Here is a 22935-nt window from a genome sequence, read left to right as displayed (position 1 = left end):
TGAATGAAGTCTTTAGAATGAAATCTGAAAATTGAAGAGTGCAAGAAAACGAGAATGAATCATGCTACAATGCAAGGGAAGTAGTATGATTTTCCCTATTATAACTATATGGGTATAACGTGTTCGGTGAGGGAAGGACAAAGGAGGATTTTTGAGATGAGTAAAAAGATTTTAATTGTCGGTGGTGTAGCAGGGGGGGCTTCTACGGCAGCACGAATTCGCCGTTTAGATGAACAAGCGGAGGTCATTATGTTTGAAAAGGGGCCACACGTATCGTTTTCAAACTGTTCATTGCCCTTTCATTTAAGTGGAGTTGTGGAAAGCAGTAATCGCCTCGTGTTAATGAATCCGAACTCTTTTAAATCGAAATATAATTTAGATGCGCGCACGCATTCTGAAGTGATCCGCATTAATCGTGCAGAAAAAACAATTACTGTTCGCAATCTGATTACAACAGAAGAATACGATGAGACTTACGATAAATTAGTGTTATCGCCAGGGGCAGCGCCGATTGTCCCACGTGTAGAAGGTGCAACACTGAAGCATGTATTTACGGTAAGAAACGTTGTCGATATTGAGCGCTTGCAAAAAGCAATCGTAGAAAATGATGCCCAACATATTGCGGTTGTCGGTGGGGGATATATTGGTGTCGAGGTAGCAGAAAACTTACGCCTTGCTGGTCGGAATGTCACACTTGTACAAAGTGCCCCTCAAATTCTTCGTCCATTCGATTTTGATATGGCGCAAATTTTACAAAAGGAAATGGTGGATAAAGGGGTTCAGGTCATCGTTGGAGATGGACTAGGCAGTATTACAGCAGAAGAGGTCACACTTGCTTCGGGTAAAAAGGTAAAGGCTGATATCGTTGTGTTAGCGATCGGTGTACGCCCTGAAACAACGCTCGCTGAGGAAGCGGGATTAGAAATTGGTACATCTGGTGGCATTAAAGTCGATCAAAACTATGTGACAAGTGATCCACATATTTATGCGGTGGGCGATGTAATCGAAGTGTATCACCGTTTACTACATAAACCAGTTCGTTTAGCGTTAGCTGGTCCAGCACAGCGTCAAGCACGTGCAGCAGCTGATCATATTTACGGGATAGCCAACATCAATAAAGGGGTCATTGGATCATCAAGTATCCAAGTGTTCGACTTAAATGGGGCTGCTACAGGCTTAACAGAGGAAGTAGCGAAAAAAGCAGGCTTTCAAGTGGATAGTGTGTATGTCATTGCACCGGATAAAGTCGGGTTAATGCCAACAAGTAATCCGCTGCATTTGAAATTAGTGTATGAAGTGCCAACAGGTCGTATTTTAGGGGCGCAGGCAATTGGTAAAGGGAATGCAGATAAGCGAGTTGATGTCATTGCCACACTCATTACGATGGGCGGGACAATTGAAGATTTAAAAGAGCTAGAGCTTTCGTACTCGCCAATGTTTAGTACAGCGAAAGATGTTGTGAATCTGGCTGCGCTAGTGGCGAATAACATCATGGCTGGTCGCTTCCGTCAAGTACCAGTGTCACAAGTACGTGCGCTTTACGAAGCAGGTGCACTCTTTGTCGATGTACGGGAAGAAAATGAATTTGCTAACGGCCATATTAAAGGTGCACTGAATATTCCGCTTAGTCAATTACGTGAACGCATGAACGAAATTCCAAAAGACAAGCCGGTTTATGTACATTGCCGCTCTGCACAGCGTAGTTACAATGCGGTAATGGCATTACAAGGCGCAGGGTGGGATCAGGTTGTTAATGTCTCCGGTTCATTCCTTGGCATTTGCCTGTACGAATATTTCACAGATGTCCAAACAGGTCGCGAACTGATTGTGACACAATATAATTTTAAATAATAACGAACGGTTCCGTCTGAAAAGGTATTTTGAGGCGAAACTGTTACAAACGAGGGGTCTAGAAAGTAGACACCCTCTTTTTGTTAGATTAGTGCCTTGAAATAAGTTAATACTTTAGTTGTATGTTTGTTGTACAACATGAAATGTTTTGAAGGGGTTATCATTAACTAGAGAAGCGATACTATTTTCTACGATGAAATGTTTTTAGAAGGGGTGATTAGATGAAATTTACACAACCATTTACATTGCGTTCTGGTCTTGCATTAAAAAATCGTGTACTCATGGCACCGATGACGATTTCTTCTTCACAGGCAAATGGGGATGTAACCGAAGAGGAATTAATGTATTATAACCGCCGTGCTAGGGGTGTTGGCACAGTGATTACGGCATGTGCTTCGATTAATGAGTTAGCGCCAGGCTTTACACATTCTATTGGTGTGGAATGTGACGAACGGATTCCAAGCTTAACACGGTTAGCGCAGACTATCCAAGCGGGTGGTGCTAGTGCTATTTTACAAATATTTCATGCGGGTCGTATGTCAAACGCTACATTACTGGGAACGCAACCGGTTTCGGCGAGCAATATTCCTGCTTTACGCCCGAATGCAGAGACCCCAAGGCCGTTAACTCTAGAAGAAATAGAAAAGACCATTGACGATTTTGCAGAGGCGACGCGCCGTGCGATTGAAGCTGGATTTGATGGCATTGAGCTACACGGAGCGAACACGTACTTACTGCAACAATTTTTCTCACCACATTCGAATCGTCGAACGGATCAGTGGGGAGGGGACGTGAAGGCTCGTATGGCATTTCCATTAGCTGTCGTAGATGCTATAAAAGAAACTGTCGCGAAATGCGCAACAAAGCCTTTTGCTATAGGTTATCGTTTTAGCCCCGAAGAACGTGAAGAGCCAGGAATTACGATGGACGACACATTATTATTTATCAATGCGTTAGCTGATAAAGAAATCGATTATCTTCATGTATCGGTTAACCAATTCCATGCAGGCTCTATGCGGGATACGCAAGATCGGCGCGGGCGCATCCAGTTAATTCAAGAAGCAGTGGGGGACCGCATGCCGATCATTGGTGTAGGGGGATTACAAACGGTAGAACAAGTAGAAGAAGCCCTGACTCTGGTGCCTCTCGTATCACTCGGGCATGCAATGATTATGGATCCGGAATGGTATCAAAAGGCTGCAAGTGGGCAGCAAGATAAAATTTATTCGGCATTATACCGAAGTAAAGAAAAGGAGCTAGATATCCCACCATCACTTTGGGCGATGATTACGAATGTGCCGGGTTGGTTTAAGGTAGAGCCGTAAACAGCAGTATTTGAGGAAGAAGAAAAGGAAAAGCGTGCTCGAAACAGGTCGGCACGCTTTTTATTAATATTTAAATTGCTGAATGGTTTGTTGTAAATCTTGTGCCATTTTCGCAAGGTGAGCTGATGAGGCAGATACTTCCTCCATCGCTGCCATTTGCTCTTCGGAGGCAGCAGCAATGCTTTGCACATTTTCATTGGATTCAATGGACAGTTTTGCAATTGAATCAATTTCTTTTACAAGCGATTCGACATCTGTATAAATGACTTGTACCGCTTTTGTAACAGTTGCTGTTTGTTCTGTTACGTTATGAATAGCGTCACTAATGGAAATGAAGTTTGTACGTGCAGTGGATACTTTTTCTAACCCTACATCAACAGATTGACTACTCTCCGTAATATCTTCTTCAATTAAGCGCGTGCTTTCCGTAATTTGTGCGACCACTTTTTCAATTTGAATGGCTGCTACATGCGATTCATCGGCTAATTTCCGCACTTCCTCGGCTACAACCGCAAATCCTTTTCCGTGTTCGCCACTACGAGCTGCTTCAATCGCTGCGTTTAATGCGAGTAAATTTGTTTGCTCTGCAATGGATTTTATCACTTGAACGGCGGTCGTAATCGCCTCTGCATTTTCATCTAAGTCAGAAATACGTGAATTCAGTAATTGTGTATTTTCTGAAATGGTATCCATTTGTGTTGTGACAGCGTCAATAGAATGATAACTTTCGTTTGATAACGTTTTAGTATTCGAAGTAGATGCATTAACAGAGTGAATACTTGTTGTAATATCCTCCATCTTCTTTCCGATATGCTCAGATAAATGCTTCAGGTCTTTTGTATAGTGATCTTGCTGTTCAATTTTTGAAGTGATTTCTTGCATAGCATTCGTCACAAGTTCTGTTGATTGTGTTACTTCATAGCTACTAGCTGTTAATTCCTGAGATGTGGCCGCGACTTGCTCAGAAGCATGGGTAATGCCTTTCACTGAAAAGGTTAAATCTGCTGCCATTTGATTGAATGAGGATGCTAAACTTGCAAATTCATCTTTTGTTTTGAATGACAGCTCTGTATTTAAATTCCCTTGTGAAAATTCCTTCATTTTATCAGATAACGTATTGATGTTTTCGGCTACACGGCGGCCAAAAATAGAAGAAACGGCAATACCGATAATGAGAGATACTAATGCCAGTACACCAATTTGTAGGATGATAGTATTGCTCCGTGTTGTTGTATCTTCAATTTTCTTTAGTAATTCTTCATTGACAGCAGTGGACATGGATTTTCCAAATACAACTAAATTTTGTGAACCTTGCCCCAATATAGGAACCGATATCGCATAGGCTTTTTCTGTATCCCCCGCTTGGTAGGTAGGAATGATGTCATTATCAATCGCTGTTTCCCACTCCGTCAATTGACTAATGAACTGATCGTAATCTGCATTCCCATAGCCTAATGCATCGATGCGATCGGCTGATTTGTGTAATGTTTGGCGGATTTCATAATGGTTCGATAGCATCTGCTCATTCCCGTATAACATATAGCCGCGAATGGCTGCATTGGCACGAACCGCTTGGAATGAAATATCATCGTAAAGCGTAATTAACTCAGAGTCCTTTTGGATATCTGTTAATGTTGCTTTATTGTTATTTAGAAAATATAGGGAAATGGTAGAAATAATCAACATTAATCCAAGTACGACGCCAAAGGATAAAAATAATTTTCGTTTCACCGTTGTTTTCATTTCTCATACCTCTATGTTTGTATTTCAAATCTTTTCTAAATTATATAGGAAAATAACCTTTTAATTGTGAAGTAAAAATGACAAAAAAATGTCATTTAAACGTTTTCTACCATAAATATTCATTGGATGGTGGAGAATAAAATTTATTTACACAATGTTGTTGACAATATACCTACTAGGGTATATAGTAAGTGATGTAAGGTAAAACAATACTAAAAGTCGCACAGGTAGCGGCTATTTATTTTCAATAAAATAATACCCTATAAGGTATGAAGGAGAGCGAAATGGAAAAGAAAAGAACAACGATTGTGTTATTTAGTGGGGATTATGATAAGGCGATGGCAGCTTACATTATTGCGAATGGCGCTGCGGCCTATGACCATGAAGTGACGATTTTCCATACATTCTGGGGTATCAACGCGCTACGAAAACAAGAGCCTGTTCAAGTGAAAAAAGGCTTCCTTGAAAAAATGTTCGGCAAAATGATGCCGCGCGGTGCTGAAAAGCTCGGCTTATCTAAAATGCAAATGATGGGTATGGGGCCGAACATGATTAAGCACGTCATGGCAAAGCATAATGCGTTAACATTAACGCAATTAATTGAGATGGCCCAAGAACAAGACATTAAACTCGTATCTTGTACGATGACAATGGATTTACTAGGTTTACAGAAAGAAGAGCTATTAGACGGCGTACAGTATGCAGGTGTAGCAGCATATTTAGCGGACGCCGAAGACGGAAATGTAAACCTATTTATTTAAGTAAGTATCACGAAAAAATTTTTGAAGAAAATAATACCCTATATAGTATGGAGGATGAATCAATGATTAAAGCGGATGTACAGTTAGATGCAAAAGGTCTTGCTTGTCCAATGCCAATCGTTCGTACGAAAAAAGCGATGAATGATTTAGTCGAAGGGCAAGTATTAGAAGTGCAGGCAACGGATAAAGGTTCAAAAGCGGATATTGCCGCTTGGGCCAACACAGTAGGACATCAATATATCGGAACGCACGAAGAGGGCGATGTGTTATATCACTACATTCGTAAGTGCAATCCGGAAAATGCCGCAGAAGCGGAGAAAAAGTTTGAACAAACGATTTCAAACGATGAAATTATGTCTCGCGAAGGCATCGTGTTAGATGTTCGCGAAGCCGCAGAATATGCTTTTGGTCACGTACCAGGCGCAAAATCGATTCCGATGGGTGAATTAGAAGCCCGCATGAAGGAATTAGATATGGATCAAGAAATTTACGTGATTTGCCGTACAGGTACACGCTCGGATATGGCTGCACAAATGCTTGCAAATGCAGGTTTCAAAAAAGTATATAACGTTCTACCAGGTATGAGTGAGTGGAACAGTGAAGTAGAAAAAACTATTTAATCAATTAGGGGGAAACTAATTATGTCAAATAAAGTAGCTATTATTGCCGCAAACGGTGGCATGTTCGACGCTTATAAAGTATTTAATATTGCAACGGCAGCAGCCGCTTCTGAAAAAGAAGTAGCGATCTTCTTTACATTCGAAGGGTTAAACTTAATTCATAAACAAGGCATGCAAGCATTAGAGATGCCAGCAGGAAAAGAACATTTTGCAGAAGGATTTGCAAAAGCAAATGTACCGGCTATTCCACAATTAGTGGAAATGGCACAAGAACTAGGTGTAAAATTCATCGCTTGTCAAATGACAATGGATGTAATGGGTCTGACAACGGAAGATTTTGTTGATGGGATTGAAGTAGGTGGCGCTGTAACATTCTTAGAATATGCCAAAGATGCAGCACCAACGTTAACGTTCTAAGAGTTTTGGGCTATTACGTGCAGTGAGGAAAGTACCTCGCTGCATAAAAAAAACGAAAAAATAATACCTATGGGGGTAAATAGAGATGACAGTAAATAAATGGACAGCAGCAGACGTTGCACGTAAAGTAATCGACAATCAAGAGTTATTTATTTTAGATGTTCGTAATGCAGATGCATTCGAAGATTGGAAGATTGATGGGCATAAATTTGAGTATTTAAACATTCCTTACTTCGAATTATTAGATGGTGTGGAAGAAATCTTACCAAAGATTCCAGCAGATAAAGACGTATTAGTTGTATGTGCAAAAGAAGGTTCGTCTATTATGGTAGCGGAAATGCTATCAGATGCAGGACGTGAAGTAGCTTATTTAGAAGGCGGTATGAAATCCTGGTCAATGTACCTTGAGCCAATCAAAGTAGGGGACTTAGCTGGTGGCGGTGAATTATATCAATTCGTTCGCTTAGGTAAAGGCTGTCTTTCTTACATGGCTATTAACGAAGGCGAAGCGGCAATTATTGATGCCGTACGCTTCACAGAAGTATTCACTAAATTTGCTGAGGAAAAAGGTGTGAAAATTACGCACGTATTTGATACACACTTACATGCAGATCACATTTCAGGTGGTCGTCACATTGCAGCTGAAACAGGCGCAACATACTACTTACCACCAAAAGACGCGGAAGAAGTTGTGTTCGAATATACACCATTAACAGATGGTTTAACAGTAGCACTTGGCGCATCAAAAATTGAAGTGGGCGCACTTTACTCACCAGGTCATACAATCGGTTCGACTTCATTTGTCATCGATTCAAAATATTTATTAACAGGTGATATTTTATTCATCGATTCAATCGGTCGTCCAGACTTAGCTGGTTTAGCAGAGGACTGGGTAGGCGATTTACGCGAAACACTGTATAAGCGTTACCGTGAATTAGCAGAAGACTTAATCGTTTTACCAGCACACTTTATGATTATCGAAGAGTTAAACGTGGATGGGACAGTTTCAAAACGTTTAGGTGACTTATTCGCTGAAAACCACGGCTTAAACATCGAGGACGAAGAAGAATTCCGTCGCACAGTAACAGACAATTTACCACCACAACCAAATGCGTACCAACAAATCCGTCAAGTGAACATGGGTAAAATGACACCAGACAACGATGAGCAAACGGAAATGGAGATTGGACCGAACCGCTGCGCAGTTCGGTAGGAAATAGAGGAGCATATCCTAACATCGCCGTATCCGTACGGCAACGGATATGTGACCGACATCGTGTCGGCCTCAAATCGTTGCGCAGTACGCTAATTAAAGAAAATGAAATGCTATAGCTATGCTTGCCTCATGCTCAAGAGGCAAGCAACTGTCCTGATGGGCAAAATTGAAAATCGCTTACAAAATCAAAGAAAAGAGGAATTTAACATGAATATTACAAAAACATTAGATGCAAAAGGCTTCGCATGTCCAATGCCGATCGTAAAAACAAAAAAGGCGATCGATACAATTAACTCTGGTGAAGTATTAGAAGTATTAGTAACAGACAAAGGTGCGTTAAATGACTTCACAGCATGGGCACAAGCTGGTGGACACACAATTGTAGAACAAAAAGAAGAAGCAGGCGTGTTTTACTTCTACATTCAAAAAGCATAATCAAACCAAATAGCGGGTAACTCGTTTACTCGCTATTTCTATTAGAAAGAAGGAATAGCGATGGATTTCTCTATGACGTATATCCTCGTCATCTTCGCCTTAGGATTTATTGGTTCTTTTTTATCCGGGATGCTAGGTGTTGGAGGGTCGATTATTAAATATCCAATGTTGCTCTATATTCCACCGATGTTCGGTTTAGCTGCGTTTACAGCACATGAAGTATCGGGAATTAGCGCAGTCCAAGTATTATTCGCCTCTATTGCAGGTGTGTGGGCTTACCGTAAAGGTGGTTATTTAAATAAAGAGTTAATTATTTACATGGGTGGAGCTATTTTAATTGGTAGCTTCATCGGTAGTTATGGTTCTGGCTTTTTATCGGAAGAGGCCGTGAATATCGTTTATGGTACGCTTGCATTAATCGCAGCGGTGATGATGTTTATACCGAAAAAACAAGTAGATGATAAGCCACTAAATGAAGTCACGTTTAATAAACCGTTAGCAGCAGGTTTAGCGCTCATTGTCGGAGTTGGTTCTGGGATTGTTGGGGCAGCTGGTGGATTTTTATTAGTACCGATTATGTTGACGGTTTTACACATTCCAACACGTATGACGATTGCTACAAGTCTAGCTGTAACATTCATTTCATCCATCGGTGGTAGCGTAGGGAAATTAATGACGGGGCAAGTGGATTACTGGCCTGCCTTCATTATGATTATCGCGAGTATTTTAGCCGCTCCACTGGGTGCAAAAGCAGGGAAAACAATGAATACAAAAGTGCTACAAATTATTTTAGCACTCATGATTGCGGCAACTGCTATTAAAATTTGGGCGGATATTTTGTTTTAGAAGTAAAATAGTTTTGTATAGAATACTAAAGGGGATTCATAGGCGGATAGCTAGTGAAATCCCCTTTTTCATCGATAGAACCTTTAGCGTATTGTAAACTGATCAAAAAGGAGGGGAGAATGGATGTCCTATATTACTATAGGCAATGCAACTGTGCCGGCATTATGGATGAGCGTAGTGGCTGCTTTGCTCGTATTATCTCTTTTATATAGAAAAAACCAGCAAATAAAAGCGTTAAGTGATGCCGTCTTTACATACGTGCTCGTATGGAAGTTAAGCTATATTCCGCTCTCTTTTTCAGCCTTTATCGCTGCACCGTTATCGGTACTGTACTTTAACGGCGGATACGTAGGGCATATACTCGGTGTGATTGTCGGGGCAGTCCAATTATACAGAAAACGTATAGTAGATGAGGACTTTTTAAAAATATGGGGGAAGCTGTTTACCTTCATATTTTTCATTCAGGCCTTATTCGTAAAGGATATGCTCATCGTGCTACTTGGGCTAGTATTGTTAGTATTTTGGCAGTGGAAGCCAAATGGATTAGCGCTAGTAGTGACGACCTTTTTCCTACAGCTTGCAACCGAATGGAATAGTGTAACAGTCATCACGTATGTACTAGGTGTTATAGTGATATATGGATTGCTAAAGTATAAGCAACAGCTGAGCTCTTTCCTCGTACAGATCCTTGTACTATCGATGATGGCAATTGTGATGCAGCAAACGCTACCGGAGCAAACGAAGGTAGCGGGAGACCAGCAAGATTTTACACTACAGTCACTGAGCGGGGAGACGGTATCGTTATCTGATTATGAGGGGAAAATCGTAGTCCTTAATTTCTTTGCGACATGGTGTCCGCCGTGTAAAGCAGAGATGCCCCACTTGCAATCGTTTCATGAGAATAGTACAGAGGACGTTGTATTATTAGGTGTGAATTTAACAAAGCGTGATGATGGAGTAGAAGTACTGGAACAGTTTGTTCGTGATTACGGGGTAACGTATCCCATTTTATTAGATCAAGTGGATGAGGTAGGGGAGTTATATAATATTTTATCGATTCCGACTACATATGTTCTAGATCAAGAGGGGCGCGTCGTAGAACGAATTGTTGGGCCTATTGATAATGAGACATTAGAAAAGATTACTGATACATTAAAATAAAGATAGTTGATTTAATACCTGCAGGGGTATATAATAGAACTATAAAAAGGAGGCGCATTCAATGAAGTACGATGCAAAAACAATGAATCGGATCAAAAGAATTGAAGGGCAGCTTCGCGGAATTTTACGCATGATGGAAGAAGAGAAGGACTGTAAAGACGTCATTACACAGTTAAGTGCTGTTCGTTCAGGCGTAGACCGTACAATCGGTGTAATCGTAAGTAACAATCTGATGACATGTATTCAAAATGCAGATACAGAAGATGAAATGAACGATACAATTCAAGAAGCGATTAACTTAGTTGTAAAAAGTCGTTAACAAGTGTTTAAGATACACTAATGTACCCATAGCGGTATAAGGAGGAGCAATATGGAAACCGGAATTATCATAGCAGTCATTGTACTATTTCTAGTGTGGCGTATGAAGCCAACGAAAGGCGTAAAATCGATATCAGCACATCAGTTAAAACAAGAATTAAGTGATTCAAACAAGGTGTTTATTGATGTTCGTACACCAGGGGAATTTAAAGCTCGAAATATTAAGCAATTTAAAAATATGCCGCTTGGCTCCGATTTATCAAAATTACCAAAAGACAAAGAAATCGTCGTTATTTGTCAAAGTGGGATGCGTTCAGCACAAGCTTGTAAACAATTAAAAAAACTAGGCCATGAAAAAGTAACAAATGTCCGTGGTGGTATGGGTTCATATTAAGGTTGATTTTTTAAACTATATGAAAACCGCGCTTCTTGAGCAGGAAGCGCGGTTTTTCACGTTTCTTATAGAGGTGTTCTTACAATGTCCAAATGTTGGGTGAGTGAATTTCGGATACACGTTCAAAAGTAGCTTTTCTACTTTTGCGGAATGTGAACGTCATGCGAAATGTTTTTTCGCTTCTGCGAGGATACAGGCAGAAACGAATTTGGAACTGACTTCATCATACATCAAAAAACTATTAAAATGTGTGTTTTAACAGACCTTTAATATAACTGTAACGCTTTAGAAAACTGGTTAAATCTACATGAAATGCTTTTATACCAACAACTGAGGTGGAATTTTCATAAGAATTTTATGACATTCACTTTACAGATGTAACAATAGTATTCATTGTTTTGTAAGAATCATTTACTGTAAATTTTGTTTCACTTCTATATAAACTATCCTTAAAACACCAATTATTGTAGCATTTATAGCATAATCAACTACTATCATCCGGTCAAAAAACGCGGATCGGAGCAAAACTTTGCGTTATCCGAGCAAAAGCCCTTGTTAAACGGTCACAAGGCTACTGTATCCGAGCAAAACGCCGCGGTATCCGGTCAAAAAACCTTCATTTTTTAGCCAAAATGCAAGCACATAAGGTAGTAGCTCGCAAAATATAGGTTAATTTTAAAATTCAATCGTTATGATGGAACGCTAGAAATCACATATTTGATGTACAGAACGGTGAATTGTATAATACTCATATTATAGTAATAACGTCCCTTTTCAATAGTATATAAAGTGTATTTTATATGAAATGAAGTTCTTATGACTTGCTTAGAATGATTGAAGTAGTTCTATAAGTCATATTTTTATTTTTTGAATCATAAAAGTATTTGTATGCAATCCAATCCATCAATAGGAGATATTTATGAAAAATACAAGACATACCGAATTAGTAACAGAACAACATCTTATGAGAGCCTTCGAAAAAAACCTAGCCATTATCCATTTCAATACAAACAAAGAAATAGAATATGTAAACAATCAATTTGCAAAAACAATGGGCTACAACGCTTCAGAAATGATTGGCATGAATCACCGTATGTTTTGTTTCCCAGAGTTTGCAGATAGCCCAGCGTATACGCGTTTTTGGAGTGAACTGTTAAGAGGGAAAAGTTTTCAAGACAAAATTGAACGTCGCCACGCATCAGGTAAGACGATTTGGTTAGAGGCTACATACATGCCTATATTTTCATCGGACGGGCGTAATCAAGTCATCGGTGTGAGTAAAATTGCAACGGACATTACAGAACGGAATAATACAGTATTACAATTAGCTAGCAACTTAAAGGACACGGCAGAAGTGTTAAATGAAAAGTCTCAAATCGGTCATCACGATAGTATGACGCTTTTACGTAATATTCAGCAGATTGAAGAAGTAGCAGACCAAAATCAACAAAATTTAAAAGTATTACAACAAGAAGCAGAATCAATTACTGCCGTTGTGAAAACGATTCGTGAAATTGCAGCACAAACCAACTTGTTAGCATTAAACGCAGCGATTGAAGCCGCACGGGCAGGGGAGCATGGTCGAGGATTTAACGTCGTAGCACAAGAGGTACGTAATTTATCCGATAAAGTGTCAAAATCCATTGGAGAAGTAAAAAATAATGTAGAAGGCATTATTGAAAAAATTGATTCGGTCGCTGCAAGTATTGAATCGATTACGGCCAATGTACACGCGAGCGCCGAACAAATTGAACAAACAACAGCAGGGTTTATCGAGATTGCTAAAACGGCCGAGTCGCTCGATCAAAGTACGAGTATTTTTTTAACGAAAATTTAAGCTATATAAATCATCTTAAAACTGTCGACATTGAACGATCAAAAAGCTATGGTATCCGATTAAAAGCACACAACATGTAGGCTGATTGTTAAAGTCAATCCCTATGCTGGAACATTAAAATGCATATATAAATATAAGTAGTGTCATAAAAAAAGTAGGTAGAGACAGTGCTCTACCTACTTTGGTCATTTAAAGCTTAAGATAATACCATTTTTGTGTCTTCTTTTAAAATATCACATGGACGACCCATTTGCTCGATTTTGCCGTGATGTAGCTTCACGATACGATCCGCGATAGCATGGGCATCATCCTCATCATGCGTCACAAAAATCGATGTAATCTTTGCCCGCTTTAAAATGTCACGTAATTCTTTTCTGATTTTTACTTGTAGCTCGGTATCTAAATTACTAAATGGCTCATCTAATAATAGCAAACGCGGATTGGGTGCGAGCGCTCGTGCAATTGCAATACGTTGCTGCTGCCCACCACTTAACTGATAAGGATATCTATTTTCATATTCTTCCATTTCAACTAGCTGTAGCACTTCTTTTAACCGTTTGCGACGTTCGCCTTTCGGTAAGTGGTTAATACCGAATAAAATATTTTTCCCAACCGTCATATGTGGAAACAGGGCATAATCTTGAAACACCATGCCGATGCCACGCTTTTCAGGCTGTATAAAGGTTTTACTGTCAAAGATGACTTCATCTTGCACATGAAAAGAGCCATTACTTGCATATTCAAGCCCGGCTAATATGCGCAAAATTGTACTTTTCCCGCTACCACTTCTCCCCAAAATGGAAATAACCTCACCTTTTTCAATGTCAATTGTAAATGACTGGATTGTTTCTGTCTTGGCAGAAGGATACGAGAAGCACAAATTATTAATCGATAAGTACATGTTAGCTCTGCTCCTTTTCAAGTAACTTGTTAAAGATAAAAATGGCAAGGGCACTAATTGCGATAATGAATAGGGACGCTTGGGATGCTTCCATAATTTTTTCATCACTTGCATATTGGAACGCTTTCGTTGCAAGTGTATCGAAATTGAAGGGACGTAAAATAAGTGTTAATGGAATCTCCTTCATAATATCGATAAATACTAAAATAAAGCCACTCACAATCGCACCTTTCATCATCGGTACATCCACTTTAAAAAAGGTCCTCGTGACACTAGCGCCTAAAAGTCTAGAAGCATCTCGGAAATTAGTACCAATTTTCTCATAACCAGCCTCAATCGAGTTGAAGCCAATAGCGAAGAAGCGGACTAAATAAGCCGTAATGAGCATGACAAGACTGACGCTGAGCACAAGTGTGGAATCAAGTCCTAGTTTTACGTAAAGCGGTGCGAGCCATTGATCGAGCTGAATAAAGGCTGTGACAACGGCAACTGCGATGACTGCCCCTGGAATCGAGTAGCCTAACACAGAAAGTCGAGTTAATAGTTTGGCGATCGTCCCTTGGAATAGTCGGTTAAAGTTACCGACAATCAACGCGAATGCAATAATTAGCGTAGCACTAATGGCTGCGACTATACTTGAGTTTTTCACGTAAATCGCAAAATCTTCAAATGGGATTTTGCCAAATGTTAAGACAAACCAGTCCATCAGTTGAAGGACAGGAATGAAAAAGCTTAAACTGAAAATCAATGTACAATAAAATGTAGCAAGTCCTGCCTTTATACCACGTAATTTTACGAGTTTTAAAGGTCTAATTTTTGTACTCGCATAGCTAAACTGCTTTCGCCCACGGAGCACCTTCTCTAGTATTAAAATGAGGATGACAAACCCCATGAGAGAGGCAGCAAGTTTTAGCGATGTATCGATATCTCCTAAGGAGAACCATGTTTGAAAAATAGCTGTACTAAAGGTTTGGAGACCATAATATTTTACAACGCCGTAATCATTTAATACTTCTAAAATAACTAAGCTAGCCCCACCAATAATTGCTGCCCGTGAGATTGGGAGTACAACCTTAAAGAAAATGCCAAATGATCCTTTTCCAAGCATGCGTGCGCTTTCAATCAGTGTCGCTGATTGTTGTGCTAAAAATACACGGACAATCGTATAAACGTATGGGAACAAAAACATGGTGTATATAAAAATCGCACCTGGCATGTTCATAATATCGAAGTAAGTGGCATTTACTTCGATGTTCAGCTGATTGCGTAACGTCGTTTGTACAACGCCTGTATAATTTAGTATGCCATGATACGTATAGGCGCCGATAAAAGGCGGAATGGACAATGGTAAAATCAGTGCCCACTTAAAAAATCCGCGCAAAGGAAATTGATACTGGGCGATGAGCCAAGCAAGACTTGTTCCTAATATAATAGTGAAAATACCTGTGAAAAATACGAGAAGAACGGATGTGCGTATGAAATCGGCTAAAATAAATTCTTTAATATGTGCCCAGTTTTCGTTTGCAGGCATAAATAGACCTTCAATAATCGTCATATTAGGACCTACAAGAAATAAAATGATACAGATTGACAAAATCGACCAGCCGTTCAATTTACTGATGAACCTTTGCATATGAATTGACACCTCTACATATATAGCAAGAAGCCCTTGCTGCTAGACGCAACAAGGGTTATATCTCTGTATTATTTCCAGCCTACTTCGTTAAAAATCATAACAGCTTTTGCATTATGATCGCCTAAAGTAGAAAGTGGAATATCTTGCTCTTTAAATTCGCCCCAAGAAGTCAGCAACTCTGAAGAAGATGCTTCTGGGTTTACTGGATACTCATAGTTTGCTTCTGCGAAAACAGCTTGTGCTGCAGGAGCTGTTAAATACTCTAATAATTTTACTGCATTGTCTTTATTTTTTGAAGCTTTAATTACACCTGCACCGCTAATATTTACATGTGTGCCTGTTGTGTCTTGGTTCGGGAAGAAGACACCTAAGCGCTCTGCTACTTTTACTTCTTCTGGGTCAGCCGAGTTTAACATTTGACCGTAGTAATATGTGTTCATAATCGCAACATCGCCGATACCAGCAGCAATTGCTTTTGCTTGGTCTCTGTCGCCACCTTCTGGATTACGAGCGAAGTTTGCTACGAGCCCATTTGCCCACTCTTTTGCTTTTTCTTCACCATCAATTTCGATAAATGAAGCAAGTAAAGATTGGTTGTACACATTTTCAGAGCTACGAATTAGTACGCGACCTTTCCATGTGTCTTCTGTTAACGCTTCGTATGTTGAAAGCTCTTCTGGTTTTACTGTTTCTTTATTATATACGATCACGCGCGCACGCTTTGTTAAACCGTACCACATTTGATCTGCGTCCTGGAATTTCTCAGGTACTTGTTGCGTTAATGTGTCGCTTGAAACAGCCTGTAAAAGCCCGTCTTCTTTCGCACGGAATAAGCGTGCTACGTCAGCTGTTAAAAATACATCTGCTTTTGTTGCGTCACCTTCACGTTTAATGCGCTCTAAAAGCTCATCTGGCTCGCCTTTAATAACATTTACCTTAATGCCCGTTTCTTGTTCGAAGGCTTTGTATAGCTCATCGTCTACATCGTAGTGACGGCTTGTATATAAGTTCACTTCTTTAGATTCTGTTGTTGCTTCTTGTTTTGTATTATCCGTGTTTTGTTCGGACTCTTTTTGTGTGCCAGAGTTACTGTCACTACATGCTACTAATAAAAGCAACATGCTAAACGCTAAAAATGTAAATAGCTTTTTCATCATTCAGTTCTCCCATTCTTTGTTTGAAAATGATTATCAATTATGATTATAGGCATCAAAATAAAATAGTCAATAGTTTTACACAAAAAGATTATGGTAAATAGGTTATAAAATTACCATTTTAAGGTATTAAAAGAGTAGTAAGTGTGAGGTAAGCCTATAAAATGCATAACAACCGTAGAATCCACTCGGTATTTCCAATATGTATGGTAAAATGAATACAGATTAATTTAATCCATAAAAAGGTTTTATAAGTAAATTTATGAAAACTGTGTAAAGGGAAGTGAAGGTGAGTAAGATGTATCATGGGCAAAATACAGTAATTTTAGAGGCAGCACAGCCAGAAGAAGTGGAACAACGAGTAAAAGCAGTTGAAACATTGTTCGTCAATGAATTTACTGATGGACTAATTGGGCCGGAAAGTGAATTTTTAGGTCCGTTACGAGATGGTGGCACGATTATTGCGAATACAGCACCAGGCTGTTGGGGGCCGATGTTAACCCCTGCTATTAAAGGCGCACATGAGGTCACAAAGCCAGTATACATAGAGGGAGCCGATATCGGTGATTCTGTTGTCATTGAAATCCAATCCATTCAAATCACATCCATTGCGACATCTTCTGGTGTAGAAGAACGTCTTGTAGATCGTTATATTAGTGAGCCATTTTTAAAAGTGAAATGTCCCGGTTGTGGGAAGCTGCATCCACAAACAACAGTCAATGGCATCGGTTCAGAAGCAATTCGTTGTGCCACGTGCTATACAGGTACAGCACCAGTAAAATTTGTGAATGGTTATACGATGGCGTTTCATCCGAAAGGGGACATAGGGGTGACAGTTGGAAAAGAAGCCGCACGTAAAATCGCAAGTCAGCCTGAACATTATTTACGTCTACCGGAAAATGCTGTACAACATCCAGTTGTGAGCTTGGCGCCAAGTGATTTAATCAGTGTAGCGACACGTATGCGCCCATTTATCGGTGAAATTGGCACAGTCCCATCCAAATCGATGCCAGCGTCTAATAATGCAGGTGATAGTGGGCTACCACTTGTGAATGCACAACATGAATGGCAATTAACAAAAGATGAATTAGTCACGCATTGTACGGATGGCCATTTACAGTTACCACAAGTACGCGCGGGAGCGGTATTAATTTGTCCCGTTCGTATAAAGGGGGCCGGAGTGTACCTTGGCGATATTCATGCGATGCAGGGAGCAGGGCAAGTGGCAGGGCATGCGACGAATGTATCAGGTATTGTGCAGGTGAAAGTGAGTGTATTAAAAAAGGTGGCGGTAGAGGGGCCTGTAGTATTACCGAATACTGATGATTTACCATTTTTAGCAAAGCCGCTATCAAAAGAAGAGCGGAAACTAGCACGTGATGTAGCAGAAGAGCATGGGATCAAACAAATGGAAGAGGCATTTCCAATTGCCGTTGTTGGTACAGGGGAGTCGATTAATGGCGCAACAGCAAGTGCATTAAATCGAATGGCGAAACTCGTGAATGTACCGATTTCAGAGGTAAAGAACCGGGTAACGATTACAGGTGGGGTAGAAATTGGACGTTTCCCAGGGCTTGTCACCGTTACTGCACAATTCCCGAAAACGATTTTAAAAAATGCGCGTCTATTTAAGTATGTTAAACAACAATATGAAGATTAACGTGCTATAACAATGCATAAAAAAACATGAGTCACACGGAAATTTTCCGCTGACTCATGTTTTTGTTTTATTTTGTTTCAATGACAGTTTGTGCAATATTTACAGCATGGTCCCCGATACGCTCTAAGTTGCTAATAATATCAGCAAATACAATCCCTGCAGAACCAGAACATACGCCTTCGTTTAGACGAAGGATGTGACGCTTACGTAGCTTACGTTCCATTTCGTCGATTTTATCTTCATTTGCCATCACTTCTTCGGCAAACTTGACATCACGTTGGTCGAGTGAACGAATTGCTAATGAGACTGTTTCTACTGTGAGTTCAAACATTTCATTTAACTCTTCCATCGCGTCTGCACTTAGCTTCACGCGGTTATTTTCTTTATACTCAATGAGCTCAATTAAGTTTTCAAAGTGGTCCCCGATGCGTTCAATATCACGAATGTTTTCAAGCAGTGCATGGTGGACTTTTGAATCTTGTTCAGATAACGACTGTTTCGATAATGAAACTAAATAGTCTGTTGATTTTTGATCTAAATTATTGATCGCTTCTTCTAGCTGTGCTGTTGTATTGGCGTGCTTATTATCTTGTGTATTTAAATACTGCATCGCTTCTTGTAAACCGTGCACACTGTATTCACCCATACGCACAATTTCTTGTTTTGCTTGTCCAATCGCAATCGATGGTGATTGTGTAATTAAGCTATAGTCTAAATATTTCGGTTTATATTCAATAGCTGTATCTTCACCCGGGATAAGACGTGTCACTAACCAAGCCCAAACACCGATAAATGGTAATTGGATTAGTGTGTTTACCACGTTAAATGTACCATGAGCAAAGGCAATTTGCATTTTTGCCTCAAGTCCAAGTACACCTATAATCCATTCCATATAATTGAGGAATGGTACTAATAAAATCATAAAAATAACGGTACCAACGACGTTAAATAATACGTGTGTGGCAGCGGCACGGCGCGCGGCAACCGATGCACCAAGTGAGGCTAAAACTGCTGTAATGGTTGTGCCAATATTATCACCAAATAGTACAGGTAATGCACCACTTAATGGAATCAAACCTTCAGCATATAAACCTTGTAAAATCCCCACTGTGGCAGAGGAAGATTGTACAATTAAAGTAAATACTGTCCCAACGATTACCCCTAAAATCGGTGTATCACTCATACTCACCGTTAAATCTAAAAATGGTTGCCATTCGCGAAGTGGCTTCATCCCACCACTCATCAACTCTAAACCGATAAATAGACCGGCAAAACCGAATAGGACTTGTCCGATATTTTGGATGGTACTTTTCTTAAAGAAGAATAACAAAATCGCCCCAAGCGCCATAATTGGGTAAGCATATTCACCTACATCAATCCCAATAATAAAGGCGGTTACCGTTGTCCCGATATTCGCCCCCATAATGACACCGATGGCTTGGCGTAGCTTCATAAAGCCAGCACTTACTAACCCGACTGTAATAACGGTTGTCCCTGAACTCGATTGGATCAGGACGGTTACGACAATCCCGACCAATACGCCCATTAGCGGGTTTGTTGTAAATTTATCTAGAATGTCACGTAAACGATCCCCAGCTGCTTTTTGAAGACCGTCTCCCATATACTTAATTGCAAAAAGGAATAGACCTAGCCCTCCAAGAAATTGAAATATCATTTCTTGCCAGTTAATTTCCACCATTGTCACCTCAACTAAATTTTTCACGGCCAACCTCATGTTTCACATGAATGTCCGCATAAAAGCGTGCATCTCAATTTATTTTCATAGAGATGCATATTTCCTGTCTTAGTATTACGTTTCTATGTGAGGAAGTAAATAAAATTACAAAAATGCAATATTAAATTTACATTGCGTTTACAAAAGTACAACGAAATCGCCATATTTCTTCATGCTAACTTAAAAATACTTTGTTATTCTAAAGTGTTGGAATTAAATTGGAAGATTAAATGATAGAAAAAGCTCGTACACCATAAGGTGGTACGAGCGGTTTATGCGATTTTGATGATAGAAGCAATTGGCATATGTTGTATTGATTGTGTCCGATATGTTGTTAGTCTCCCTTTATAACAGAGCTTTATTCCTTGTATGTATTGGAAGTCCGTCGGTTTGATAAAGTACGGGCATAAATCGATGGAGATGCCAGCACGCAAAAATAGAAAAGCGATGAATTGTGAGCAAAAAAAGGCGTAATCCCGTTTCAAGCGAATGCGAAAAGCCACACAAAATAGACCGATAAAATTATATTTAAATTTATTTTTATATCGTTTGAAATAAGCAATTTCCATGCGTAACTTTTCGTATTGTGCATCTGAAACCGTCAGCTGGTAAATCGCGCAATTGGCTTCTCTTAGTAATTTGGATTGAGCATCTTCTTGTACAAATCCCCCGATTAGTGGGTTATTTTCATGTTTTCGACCGAAGCTATACATTTCCTTCAGTTCAGGGTCAAAAGCAATGGATATATGATTAAAGTTTTCCTGTGTATATACTTGAATCGCTCGTGATAAAACAGAGCCTGTTTCTGTTAAGACGATATAAATAGTTTTACTCATATAGTCACCTCCGCTATTCTCCTTATACTATAGCAATTGTTTCTTAATTAAATTTAAGTGTAATTCTTAATGTTCTATTAAATTATTACGTATAAGGTAGAAAAAGGATTCACTCATTAGAAAAAAACCGTTTCGACATGTATTCGAAACGGTTGACAGGAAATGCTTTTATTGTAATACCCCTTTTTCTGTTAAAACAGCGATTTCCTCGTCTGAATAGCCAACTTCTTTTAAAATTTCAGTTGTATGTTCGCCCAATTTTGCGCCAACAAATCGATAAGATGGTTTGACCCCGTCAAATTTGAGGGCAGTCCCAATTTGGCGTTGTGTAGTACCATCCTTCTTCGGCACGTCTACTAACATATCTCGCGCGATAATTTGCGGGTGGTCACATGCTTCCTCAAAAGTAAGCACAGGCTCCACACACCCTTGGAAGTCATCGTTGAAAATATCTAACCATTCAGCATATGTTTTTGATTTAAATGCATCACATACCGCTTCTTTAAAGCGCATTTGTGTGTAGTGTGAATCATTAAATGTGCTATCGATGAGCTCAGGAATTTCCAGTGCCTCACATAATAGTTTACGGAACGGCGGCTCAAGACTTCCTACGGAGAAATAACGATGATCCTTCGTTTGATAGAAGTCATAAAATGTGCCACCGTTTAAGATTTCCTCCTCTGGTTGTGGATTACGACCGCTACCGAAGAACTGTGAGCCGTACAATGCATTCATCGTAAAGACCGCATCTGTCATCGATACATCGATGTATTTGCCTTCCCCTGTTTGTTCGCGATGTAGCGCTGCAGCGAGCACCCCTACTGCTGCATGCAATGTCCCGCCAGCGATATCGGCAATTTGAATGCCCATCGATACAGGTTTTTTGCCTTTATGACGCGAGTGGTCGAGTACACCCGCAACGGATAAATAGTTATTATCATGGCCTGGACGAGTAGCAAAAGGCCCTGTTTGTCCATATCCCGTAATGGAGCAGTAAATTAATTTTGGATTGATGGCTTTTAGCGTGTCGTAGTCAAGACCGAGACGCTTCATGACCCCAGGGCGGAACCCTTCGATAATAATGTCATAGTCTTTTAGCAGCTTTTTAATAATCGTAACTGCTCCCTCTGTTTTTAAATCAAGGCTGAGCGATTTTTTAGAACGGTTTAGATGCTGGTGCATATAAGCTTCTTGATCTTCATCATATGGTGGCATAATACGCATTAAATCTACCCGTTTCGCTGATTCAATATGAATGACATCAGCCCCTAAATCCGCAAACATCATCGTTGCCAGTGGTCCCGGCAACAATGAAGAAAAGTCGAGAATTTTTAACCCACTTAATATTGTCATTTTCCCATCCCCTTTATTTTGGTCAATAACAAGAATCTGTAATAATACAGGTAATTATATTGTTAACAGTATTATAACAGTTGTTTTTGTGAAATTATATATGTAAATCACATTATAAGGGAAATTAATGAATAACGGTTATGACTATTTATTGTATATTTAGAAATTTCTCAATATAAAAAGGGGCTAATAGATGTATTTAAAAAAATTTTTATTCATACAGTAATAATTTTCTGAATTTTCATATAAAATAATAGGAACGGGGAGTGTTTTAAAAAAACGGACAAGGGGGAAGAAATTATGTATTTACCGAAAGCGAAAGCGAATGACCAAATTTTGTTTAACCGCTTCAATGAAACACTAGAGGCGACTGTGATTAAACGTTACGAAAATTCTGTTGTTGTGAGACTAACAGAAGATTCATATAAGAAAGTTCATGAAGAGCTACCAAATGACTTAACGGTCGTGAATGATAGGAACTACCAAATTATGTATATATCAAGCGAAAATAAAGAGCTTGCGTAAATAGAAGCAGGGGTGTCCGGAAACTGAAAACTTTCTGGACACCCCTTCGTGACGTTTCGAACCCGCGTAAAAGTGCAGGAAAGTCGCGTAAAACAGTACCGAACCCGCGTAAAACTATAAGAAACTCGCGTAAAAAACCCCAACACACAAAAAACCACCCTTATGAGTAAGGATGGTTCATATAAGATAAGGAGATAACGTAATTTCTTCC

General features: G+C 39.6%; 21 protein-coding genes. 14 read left to right on the top strand and 7 right to left on the bottom strand.

Features of this window, described 5'->3' with window-relative positions; genetic code table 11:
• Positions 1-156: 156 nt before the first annotated feature.
• Both AC3II9_RS08540 and AC3II9_RS08535 read left to right on the top strand, forming a co-directional pair.
• Positions 157-1851, top strand: a complete 1695-nt coding sequence (locus tag AC3II9_RS08540; RefSeq protein ID WP_489154811.1) for an FAD-dependent oxidoreductase — start codon at positions 157-159, stop codon at positions 1849-1851.
• Positions 1852-2072: 221 nt separating this feature from the next.
• Positions 2073-3176 carry an NADH-dependent flavin oxidoreductase gene (locus tag AC3II9_RS08535; RefSeq protein WP_489154809.1) on the top strand — a complete coding sequence of 368 codons (1104 nt, stop codon included), beginning with the start codon at positions 2073-2075 and terminating at the stop codon, positions 3174-3176.
• Positions 3177-3239: 63 nt separating this feature from the next.
• Here AC3II9_RS08535 and AC3II9_RS08530 read toward each other — a convergent pair whose 3' ends face one another.
• Positions 3240-4919 (bottom strand): methyl-accepting chemotaxis protein, encoded by a 1680-nt coding sequence (locus tag AC3II9_RS08530; protein WP_489154807.1) that lies wholly within the window; start codon positions 4917-4919, stop codon positions 3240-3242.
• A 284-nt stretch (positions 4920-5203) separates the two neighbouring features.
• On the opposite strand from AC3II9_RS08530, the gene AC3II9_RS08525 reads away from it, so the two are divergent.
• The 10 genes from AC3II9_RS08525 to AC3II9_RS08480 all read left to right on the top strand — a co-directional run bounded on the left by AC3II9_RS08525 (position 5204) and on the right by AC3II9_RS08480 (position 12924).
• Positions 5204-5680 (top strand): DsrE/DsrF/DrsH-like family protein, encoded by a 477-nt coding sequence (locus tag AC3II9_RS08525; protein WP_489154805.1) that lies wholly within the window; start codon positions 5204-5206, stop codon positions 5678-5680.
• Positions 5681-5742: 62 nt separating this feature from the next.
• Positions 5743-6300: a sulfurtransferase TusA family protein gene (locus AC3II9_RS08520; protein ID WP_489154803.1), complete on the top strand. Its 558-nt coding sequence runs from the start codon at positions 5743-5745 to the stop codon at positions 6298-6300.
• A 21-nt stretch (positions 6301-6321) separates the two neighbouring features.
• Complete coding sequence (locus AC3II9_RS08515) at positions 6322-6717, top strand: DsrE/DsrF/DrsH-like family protein (RefSeq protein WP_391372862.1); 396 nt, start codon at positions 6322-6324, stop codon at positions 6715-6717.
• An 85-nt stretch (positions 6718-6802) separates the two neighbouring features.
• On the top strand, positions 6803-7930 hold the full coding sequence (locus tag AC3II9_RS08510) for an MBL fold metallo-hydrolase (RefSeq protein WP_489154802.1): 1128 nt from the start codon (positions 6803-6805) through the stop codon (positions 7928-7930).
• Between the two features lie 210 nt (positions 7931-8140).
• A complete protein-coding gene (locus AC3II9_RS08505; protein WP_489154800.1) occupies positions 8141-8368 on the top strand; it encodes a sulfurtransferase TusA family protein in 228 nt (75 codons plus the stop codon).
• 60 nt (positions 8369-8428) lie between these two features.
• Entirely contained in the window at positions 8429-9214 is a 786-nt protein-coding gene (locus tag AC3II9_RS08500; RefSeq protein ID WP_489154798.1) for a sulfite exporter TauE/SafE family protein, read from the top strand.
• A gap of 123 nt (positions 9215-9337) precedes the next feature.
• Positions 9338-10375: a TlpA family protein disulfide reductase gene (locus AC3II9_RS08495; protein WP_489154796.1), complete on the top strand. Its 1038-nt coding sequence runs from the start codon at positions 9338-9340 to the stop codon at positions 10373-10375.
• Positions 10376-10436: 61 nt separating this feature from the next.
• Positions 10437-10694: a metal-sensitive transcriptional regulator gene (locus AC3II9_RS08490; RefSeq protein ID WP_489154794.1), complete on the top strand. Its 258-nt coding sequence runs from the start codon at positions 10437-10439 to the stop codon at positions 10692-10694.
• 51 nt (positions 10695-10745) lie between these two features.
• A complete protein-coding gene (locus AC3II9_RS08485) occupies positions 10746-11087 on the top strand; it encodes a rhodanese-like domain-containing protein (RefSeq protein ID WP_489154793.1) in 342 nt (113 codons plus the stop codon).
• 919 nt (positions 11088-12006) lie between these two features.
• On the top strand, positions 12007-12924 hold the full coding sequence (locus tag AC3II9_RS08480; RefSeq protein WP_489154791.1) for a methyl-accepting chemotaxis protein: 918 nt from the start codon (positions 12007-12009) through the stop codon (positions 12922-12924).
• A 196-nt stretch (positions 12925-13120) separates the two neighbouring features.
• Here AC3II9_RS08480 and AC3II9_RS08475 read toward each other — a convergent pair whose 3' ends face one another.
• The 3 genes from AC3II9_RS08475 to AC3II9_RS08465 form a co-directional block, all read right to left on the bottom strand.
• On the bottom strand, positions 13121-13825 hold the full coding sequence (locus AC3II9_RS08475) for an ABC transporter ATP-binding protein (protein ID WP_489154789.1): 705 nt from the start codon (positions 13823-13825) through the stop codon (positions 13121-13123).
• 1 nt (position 13826) lies between these two features.
• Positions 13827-15458 carry an ABC transporter permease gene (locus tag AC3II9_RS08470; protein WP_489154787.1) on the bottom strand — a complete coding sequence of 544 codons (1632 nt, stop codon included), beginning with the start codon at positions 15456-15458 and terminating at the stop codon, positions 13827-13829.
• Between the two features lie 71 nt (positions 15459-15529).
• On the bottom strand, positions 15530-16618 hold the full coding sequence (locus AC3II9_RS08465; RefSeq protein ID WP_489154785.1) for a Fe(3+) ABC transporter substrate-binding protein: 1089 nt from the start codon (positions 16616-16618) through the stop codon (positions 15530-15532).
• Positions 16619-16913: 295 nt separating this feature from the next.
• Here AC3II9_RS08465 and AC3II9_RS08460 point away from each other — a divergent pair, with 295 nt between their 5' ends.
• Entirely contained in the window at positions 16914-18275 is a 1362-nt protein-coding gene (locus AC3II9_RS08460) for an acetamidase/formamidase family protein (RefSeq protein WP_489154916.1), read from the top strand.
• A 67-nt stretch (positions 18276-18342) separates the two neighbouring features.
• On the opposite strand, the gene AC3II9_RS08455 is transcribed toward AC3II9_RS08460, so the two are convergent.
• The 3 genes from AC3II9_RS08455 to AC3II9_RS08445 form a co-directional block, all read right to left on the bottom strand.
• The gene (locus AC3II9_RS08455) at positions 18343-19950 is read right to left on the bottom strand and encodes a Na/Pi cotransporter family protein (protein ID WP_489154914.1); all 1608 of its coding nucleotides are present in this window, start codon (positions 19948-19950) and stop codon (positions 18343-18345) included.
• Positions 19951-20282: 332 nt separating this feature from the next.
• Positions 20283-20846, bottom strand: coding sequence for a hypothetical protein (locus AC3II9_RS08450; RefSeq protein ID WP_489154783.1), 564 nt, complete (start codon positions 20844-20846; stop codon positions 20283-20285).
• A gap of 168 nt (positions 20847-21014) precedes the next feature.
• Positions 21015-22199 (bottom strand): CaiB/BaiF CoA transferase family protein, encoded by a 1185-nt coding sequence (locus AC3II9_RS08445; RefSeq protein ID WP_489154781.1) that lies wholly within the window; start codon positions 22197-22199, stop codon positions 21015-21017.
• A gap of 300 nt (positions 22200-22499) precedes the next feature.
• Between AC3II9_RS08445 and AC3II9_RS08440 the strand changes: the two genes are divergently transcribed.
• On the top strand, positions 22500-22724 hold the full coding sequence (locus tag AC3II9_RS08440) for a DUF2187 family protein (protein ID WP_391372893.1): 225 nt from the start codon (positions 22500-22502) through the stop codon (positions 22722-22724).
• Positions 22725-22935 lie beyond the last annotated feature (211 nt).

It is taken from the genome of Lysinibacillus sp. RU7, assembly GCF_057837305.1.
The sequence above is the reverse complement of the archived record's forward strand: the minus strand, read 5'-3'. Positions and strand labels throughout refer to the sequence as shown.